This is a genomic window from Mesorhizobium sp. M7A.T.Ca.US.000.02.2.1 (assembly GCF_003996995.1).
GTDB lineage: Bacteria > Pseudomonadota > Alphaproteobacteria > Rhizobiales > Rhizobiaceae > Mesorhizobium.
On sequence record NZ_RZTT01000310.1, the window covers coordinates 1 to 7,359 of the forward strand.

A 7,359-nucleotide genomic window follows, 5' to 3' on the forward strand; every position below is an offset into this window, starting at 1 on the left:
TCGCTCCTGCTACGCCCTAGGATGACGAAGTTTGGGGAGGCTCCAGCCAATCCCGAATGCCAGCGATGGTCCACCGAGGGAAGACATCTTGCTGCCGACAGATCCCCAACCCTACCAGATCCTCTGTTCCAGCGCGGCTAGTCGCGAAGCGCATTGACCGTTTCGAGATCGACCATCGGCCCGCCGGGCCGCGACGAAAGCAAGGGAATGCCGTTACGCTCACCGCCCGCCTGCGGCGGACGCAGCGAACGGCGAACCAGATCGGAAATGACTTCGCCCACACTGCGATCCTGCTGCCGCGCCATAGCTTTGGCGGCAAGAAGGACATCGTCATCGATTGCAAGTGTCGTTCTCACAATTCGCCCTCCCTCCAAGCATCAAACATCACGCATCACATGGCGCAGCATATGAAATTGCGTGATGCAGGTCAGTTCGGTTTCCTGGGCTTGCCGGGCTTTGGAGAACGGCCGGTTTCCGAAACCTCGTCGCGGACCTCGTGACGGCGGGCTTTCGAAACGGCTTCGGCCTCCTCGGCAGCCTGCCCCACCGCATCGGCTGCCGCGCTGCCCGTCTTGCCGCGCGGACGTTTTGGCGGCGTGCCGGCAAAACCGGGGCCATCGCCGTGCGGCGCGTCATCCGGCAAACCCTCATGCGCAGCGTGTTCCTTGTCGAACTTGATCACCGGCTCCATCTTGGCCAGCACGTCGTCGGAGAGCCAGCACAGGCTCATATGGCCGCCGCCGAGATGCTTGACCGGTGGCACCTTGGTCTCGCAAAGATTATCAGGCACCAGCTTCTTGTAGCCGCAGCGGGTCTGGAACGGGCAGCCGGACGGTGGGTTCATCGCCGAGGGAATGTCGCCCTCCAGCACGATGTGCCGCTTGACCACGCTTGTGTCAGCGATCGGGATCGCCGACAGCAGTGCCTCGGTATAGGGATGGTAGGGCGGCGCGAAGATCTGGTCGGTCGTGCCTTGCTCGACAATATAGCCGAGATACATGACCACGACGCGGTCGGCGATGTAGCGCACGACCGACAGATCATGGCTGATGAACAGCATTGTCGTCTTGTTCTTGCGCTGGATGTCCATCAGCAGTTCGGTCACCGCCGCCTGCACCGAAACGTCGAGCGCCGACACCGGCTCGTCGGCCACCACCACCTTGGCGTCACCGGCAAAGGCGCGCGCCACGCCGATGCGCTGCTTCTGGCCGCCCGATAGCTGGCGCGGCTTGCGGGTTTCGAATGCCCGCGGCAGCTTCACCAGGTCGAGCAGTTCCAGCATGCGCTTGCGGCGATCGGCAACCGTCTTGCCGACGTTGAACTTTTCCAGCGTGCGGATGATCTGCGAACCGACCGAATGGCTGGGATTGAGCGTGTCGAACGGATTCTGGAACACCATCTGGATCGACGACACCGTGTCGACGCTCCGTTTCTCGATGCCGGTCGACTGGATTTCCGTGTTGCCCAGCGTCACCGTGCCGGCAGTTGCCGTCTCCAGCCCGAGCAGCACCTTGGCCAGCGTCGACTTTCCGCAGCCGGATTCGCCGACGATGGCAACCGTCTCGGATTCGCGCGCCATGAACGAGATCGTCTCGTTGGCCTTGACGACGCGGCCCTCGCTCGAGCCGAACACCTCGCTGCCGCCGACCCTGTAGTATTTTCTGAGATCCTCGATCTTGAGCACCGGCGCGCCGGGCACAACGCGCTCATTGACCTTCTTGGCGCCGGGCGGCAATGCTTCCCAGTCGATCTCGTTAAAGCGCACGCAGCGCGAGAAATGGCCTTCGTGACCCGCGACCTCGATCATCGGGATTTCGGCGGCGTTGCAGACGCCCTCGACGAAATGGTGGCAGCGCGGGCCGAAATTGCAGCCCTTGGGCCGCTCGTGCGGCAGCGGCAGTTGGCCGGGAATCGAGATCAGCGGCCGTGAGTTCTTGTCGGCGCCGGGCAGCGGGATCGAGCGGAACAGCCCTTGCGTATAGGGATGGCGCATCCGGTCGAACACGTCCTTGATCTTGCCGGTCTCCACCGCCTCGCCCGAATACATCACCGTGATGCGGTCGCAGGTCTCGAGGATCAGGCCGAGATTGTGCGACACGAAAATCATCGACGTGCCGAACTTCTCGCCCAGCCCCTTGACCAGGTCGACGATGCCGGCCTCCACCGTCACGTCGAGCGCCGTCGTCGGTTCGTCGAGCAGAAGCAGCGCCGGCTTCGACAGCAGCGCCATGGCGATGACGATACGCTGCTGCTGGCCGCCCGAAAGCTGGTGCGGATAGGAGCGCATCATGCGCTCGGGATCGGGCAGCTTGACCGAGCGCACCATTTCGATCGCGCGCTTATAGGCCTCTTCCTTCGACACCTTGTCGTGGATCAGCGGCACTTCCATCAACTGCTGCCCGACCTTCATCGCCGGGTTGAGGCTGGCCATCGGCTCCTGGTAGATCATCGCGATCTTGTTGCCGCGAATTGAGCGCAACTCCTCGTCGGAGAGCTCGCCCATGTCCTTGCCCTGGAACTTGATCTTGCCGCCGACGATCTTCCCGATGTTGGAGAGGTCGCGCATGATGCCGAGCGACACGGTCGACTTGCCGCAGCCGGATTCGCCGACGATGCCCATCGCCTCGCCCGGCATGACGGTGCAGGAGAAATCCATGACCGCCGGGATCTCGCCCTTGCGGGTGAAGAAAGAGATCGACAGGTTCTCGATCTCGATGATCGGCGCGTTGGCCGGCCCATTGGTTGGCGTGACGGGATTTCGAACTGCCTCGTTCATGGGTCGCTCCAATCCTGGTTCTTCTAGGCCTGTTTCTCTCAGGCGCATCGGGTCGAAACCCGAGATCAGTCTTTCATCGATTGTTCGCGCAGCGAGTCGGCGAGCAGGTTCAAGCCCAGCACGAACGACATCAGTGCGATCGTCGGCGGCAACGCCGGGTGGATGAAGGAGCGCAGCAGGCGGCTGGCGTCCTTGATCGCGGTGCCCCAGTCAGGACTTTCCGGTGCCAGGCCAAGGCCGAAATAACCGAGCGTGCCGAGCAGGATCGTGGTGTAGCCGATGCGCAGGCAGGCGTCGACGATCAGTGGCCCGCGCGCATTGGGCAGGATCTCCCACAGCATGATGTACCAGGGCGATTCACCGCGCGTCTGCGCCGCCGCCACATAATCGCGCGTCTTGATGTCCATCACCAGGCCACGCACGATGCGGAACACGCCGGGGCTGGAGGCGAACACCACGGCCACGAAGATATTGAGCTGGTTGGGGTCGATATGCACGATCTTCAGCGGATCGGCGTCGAAGACCAGGCCGGCATAGATCCAGCCGCCGAGGATCAGGGTGATGCCGAGCAGGATGTAGAGCCGGTCGGGCCGGTTCTTGTAGCGGGTCCAGAACAGCACGCTGAAAAAGATGATCGGGAACAGGAAGAAGACGCCGGCCATGCCATAGGGGATCGGCGTGTCCATGATGCCCGGCGTCACCAAAAGGTAGAACAGCAGGATGACCGGGAAGGCGAGCACGAGGTTGGCCAGGAACGACAGTACGGTGTCGATCTTGCCGCCATAATAGCCGGCCGGCAGGCCGAGCGTGATGCCGACCATCAGCGCGAAGCCGGTTGCCGCAGGCGCGATGATCAACACGATCTGGCTGCCATAGACCATGCGCGAAAACACGTCGCGCGCCAGCTTGTCGCCGCCGAACAGATAGGTCAGCCCCGATTTCGGTTCGACGGCGCCCGGCAGCACATCCTTCATGATGGGAATCTGGGCCAGCGGGTCGAAGGGAGAAATGGTCGCGGCGAAGATCGCCGTGAACAGCCAGAACAGGCAGATGCCGACGCCGACGATGCCGACACCGCTGTCGAACAGCTGGCCGTAGAGCGCCAGCTTCTTCTTGTAGGCGAAGCTCGCGCCCATGACGATGACGAGCGCGATCCAGACCGGCCAGAAGCGCGACAGCACTTCGAGAACGATGGTGAAGCCACTGATGTATTGAACCGGCATCCGCTTCGCTCCCTACTGAACTCTGATACGCGGATTGAGAAATGCGTAGCCGACATCGGAAATGAGCTGCGTGATCAAGACGATGAACACCGAGACCAGCGAGCAGCCGAGCAAAAGGTCTATGTCGTTGTTGCCGGCCGCCTCGACCAGCGTGTAGCCGAAGCCCTGGTAACGGAACATCACCTCGACGATGACGACGCCGGTGAGCAGCCAGGGGAACTGCAGCATGATGACGGTGAACGGTGCGATCAGCGCGTTGCGCAAGGCATGTTTGACCACGACGCTGCCGAAGGAAAGACCCTTCAACCTGGCAGTGCGGATATATTGCTGCGTCATCACTTCGACCATCGAAGCACGCGTCATGCGGGCGATGTAGCCGATGCCGTAGATCGCCAGCGTCATCACCGGCAAAGTGAAATTGTAGAAGGTGATGCCCTGGCTGGCCGAAGCCGCCGAGCCATTCAGCCAGCCTAGCCATGAGGCGAAGATGACGGTGAAGATGACGCCTGACACATATTCAGGCGTCGCCGTCGAGGCGATCGACGCCACGGACAGCACCCGGTCGGTTCGCGACCCCTCGCGCATGCCGGCCAGAATGCCGATCAGCAGCGAGATCGGCACCATCACCACCAGCACCCAGAACATCAGGATGCCCGTAGCGCCGAGTGCCGGAAACAGCTTTGAGGCGACGGTCGCCTTGAACTTGGTCGAGCAGCCGAAATCGCCCTGGAAAACGCCGGCGAAGGTCGGCACGAGCGGATCGTTGCAGAAGGAGAAACGCTGCGCCGGCTTGCCGGTCGCCGGGTCTGTAACAGGTTGCTTGGGCACCACGCCCAGCCACTGCCCATAGCGGACGAAGAAGTTCTGCCGGTAGCCATGATTGACCAGCCAGCTCTCGAGCTGCTCGGCCGACGTATGCATTTCGGTCTGGCTGATCGCCAGCTTCTTCAGATTGGGTTCGAGGTTGATCAGGAAGAAGACGACCATGGTCAGGCACAGCATCGTCAATGCCATGGTGCCAAGACGCCTGATAACGAAGGAAAGCATGGCGGCCCCCTGCCGATGGGTTGGTGCTTGAGCCGGCTATGAAAGCCAACCCTGCCGTAACGGGCGGGGCTGGCTGTCAAACAGGCCTTCGGATGCGATCAACCCTGTTTTGTTGCATGGCCTTGCCCGCGAGTCCGCAACTTTTTTGAGAAAGTGCGGACCAGCAGGGACGGACGATGCAAAGAGCAAGGGAAGGGAGCGAGCCCCTTCCCCCATGTCGATGCGATCAAGCCTGCTCGAGCCAGACCTTGCCGTAGTCGCGCTCGAAGGTCGGGTGCATCTTGTAGTTCTGCACCGCCTTGACCGAGTGGCTGTAGAGCTTGCGCCAGTACGGCTGGATCATGATGCCGGAATCCTGCAGGATCTGCTCGATCTCCTTCATCATTTCCTTGCGCTTGGCGGCGTCGGCAACGGCGAGCGCCGCATTGAGCTTGGCATCCCAGTCCGGATTCGACCAGCCGGCCTCATTCCAGGCCTCGCCGGTGCGATAGGCGATGGCCAGAACCTGGACGCCGAGCGGGCGCATGTTCCAGTTGGTCATCGACAGCGGATACTTCGTCCAGTCGTTCCAGAACGTCGAACCCGGCAGAACGGTGCGCTTCACCTTGATGCCGGCGTCGCGCAGCTGGGCGGCGATCGCATCGCCGGTATTCTTGTGCCAGTCTTCATCGACGGTGATCAGCTCGTGTTCGAAGTCGGCCTGGCCGGCTTCCGCCATCAGCGCCTTTGCCTTGGCCGGATCACGGGCAACCTTGGGCAGCTCGTAATATTCCGGATGGATCGAGCAGACATGGTGGTTTTCGGCGACCGAACCGGCATTGCCGTAGCCGAGCTGCAAGACGACATTGTTGTCGACCGCAAGCTGCAGCGCGTTGCGCACCTTCTGGTCGCCATAGGGCTTGTTGTTGACGTTGGTGCGGCAGACGATGGTCGACGCGGTGACGATTTCCGACTTCACCAGGTCCATGCCGTCGAGGATCGACACGTAGTCGGCCGAAGTCTCGAAATTGGTGTGCACTTCGCCGGCTTCGAAAGCGCTGACCATGGCCGCCGGATCGGTGCCGTAGTCGATGAATTCCAGGCCGTCGAGGAACACTTCGCCGTCCCACCACTTGTCGTCGGTGCGGCGCTTGTAGACCACCTTCTGACCGACATCGTAGGAGACGAGTTCGAACGGACCGGTGCCGATCGGGCAGGCCTTGAAGTCGCCGCCCTTCTCATCGAAGGTCTTGTGGACGATGAGGCCGGGATAGTCGCACATGTTCGGAATCAGCGCGATGTCCGGCTTGGTGAGCTTCAGCACGACCGTGTGGTCGTCCGGCATGGTCACGGCGCTTTCGTCGAGCTTGTCGTCCTTGACCAGCGAGCCAAGACGGCCTGGCATGGAATTGCCTTCGGCTTTCTTGTCGGCCCAACGCTTCAGGTTGAAGACGACGTCGGCGGAGGTGAAGGCATCGCCATTCGACCAGGTGACGCCCTTGCGCACATGCAGCGTGTACTGCGTGGCATCGTCGTTGACGTCCCAGCTTTCCAGCAGATAAGGGCGGAACGTGTATTCGGACGTGTACTTGACCAACGGCTCGAGCGCCTGGCGCTCGGCATTGGCGATTTCCGACCAGTCGGCCTTGCGCGGGTCCTTGGGATCCTTAATCCACTGGGCGATCTTCAGCGTGCCGCCCTTCTTGCCCTTTACCTCTTCGGCCTTCGCCGGCGTCGGATCGGCGAGGCCGAGCAAGCCGTAAGCCATTGCCGTCGATGCACCGAAGACGCTGGCCATGGCCAGGAATTCGCGGCGATCCACCTTGCCTGCCTTGGCTTCTTCGGCCATGGCCAGGATGTGATCCGGAACGCGATCGCCATTACTCTTATAAATTGTCATGACTTAACTCCCATTGTTGGCTTTCCGCCTTTTAACATTCCGCATCCAGGCCATGATGTCAAAGACGGCGTGGATTGAGAACATGTTAGGGAATGTGCAACTTTGAAAGGGGAGCGGTTCGCGTGATAACGACAGTCTTGGCGCAAATTTGCTACTGTCCGACGGATTCTTCTGGAATCTCGGTAGTCGATTAAACTGAGACATTTACTCCAGCCCGGACAGCGCCAGAATCGATCCATCATGAGGCCAAAAGTCCTGCCGAACTATCAGTATTCCTTCTCGTAGAAGATGCCGCCCTTGGCTTCGCCGGCATCGTTGGCCTCGCCGCGCAGCTTGACGCCGCGCCCGACATTGAGGTCGATCGTAGCCTTGCCCGAGCCCGGCTTGTCGCCTTTCTGGATCGTGACATAGGTGCGGTCGTTGAGGTATTTGCC

At 61.3% G+C, this 7,359-nt stretch carries 5 protein-coding genes; all 5 read right to left on the reverse strand.

Annotated features, from left to right (window positions below):
• Positions 1-137 precede the first annotated feature (137 nt).
• Positions 138-356 carry a CopG family transcriptional regulator gene (locus EOD15_RS24455; protein WP_127270554.1) on the reverse strand — a complete coding sequence of 73 codons (219 nt, stop codon included), beginning with the start codon at positions 354-356 and terminating at the stop codon, positions 138-140.
• A 71-nt stretch (positions 357-427) separates the two neighbouring features.
• Positions 428-2,776: an ABC transporter ATP-binding protein gene (locus EOD15_RS24460; protein ID WP_127322573.1), complete on the reverse strand. Its 2,349-nt coding sequence runs from the start codon at positions 2,774-2,776 to the stop codon at positions 428-430.
• A 65-nt stretch (positions 2,777-2,841) separates the two neighbouring features.
• Positions 2,842-3,999, reverse strand: a complete 1,158-nt coding sequence (locus EOD15_RS24465; RefSeq protein WP_027035013.1) for an ABC transporter permease — start codon at positions 3,997-3,999, stop codon at positions 2,842-2,844.
• Between the two features lie 12 nt (positions 4,000-4,011).
• The gene (locus EOD15_RS24470) at positions 4,012-5,046 is read right to left on the reverse strand and encodes an ABC transporter permease (protein ID WP_027035014.1); all 1,035 of its coding nucleotides are present in this window, start codon (positions 5,044-5,046) and stop codon (positions 4,012-4,014) included.
• A gap of 226 nt (positions 5,047-5,272) precedes the next feature.
• On the reverse strand, positions 5,273-6,925 hold the full coding sequence (locus EOD15_RS24475) for an ABC transporter substrate-binding protein (protein WP_127322183.1): 1,653 nt from the start codon (positions 6,923-6,925) through the stop codon (positions 5,273-5,275).
• Positions 6,926-7,359 lie beyond the last annotated feature (434 nt).

What these genes read in the sequence shown, in the direction of transcription:
- EOD15_RS24465 (WP_027035013.1), bottom strand. Translation starts at nt 3,999, where the DNA reads ATGCCGGTTCAATACATCAGTGGCTTCACCATCGTTCTCGAAGTGCTG.
- EOD15_RS24470 (WP_027035014.1), bottom strand. Translation starts at nt 5,046, where the DNA reads ATGCTTTCCTTCGTTATCAGGCGTCTTGGCACCATGGCATTGACGATG.
- EOD15_RS24475 (WP_127322183.1), bottom strand. Translation starts at nt 6,925, where the DNA reads ATGACAATTTATAAGAGTAATGGCGATCGCGTTCCGGATCACATCCTG.
- EOD15_RS24460 (WP_127322573.1), bottom strand. Translation starts at nt 2,776, where the DNA reads ATGAACGAGGCAGTTCGAAATCCCGTCACGCCAACCAATGGGCCGGCC.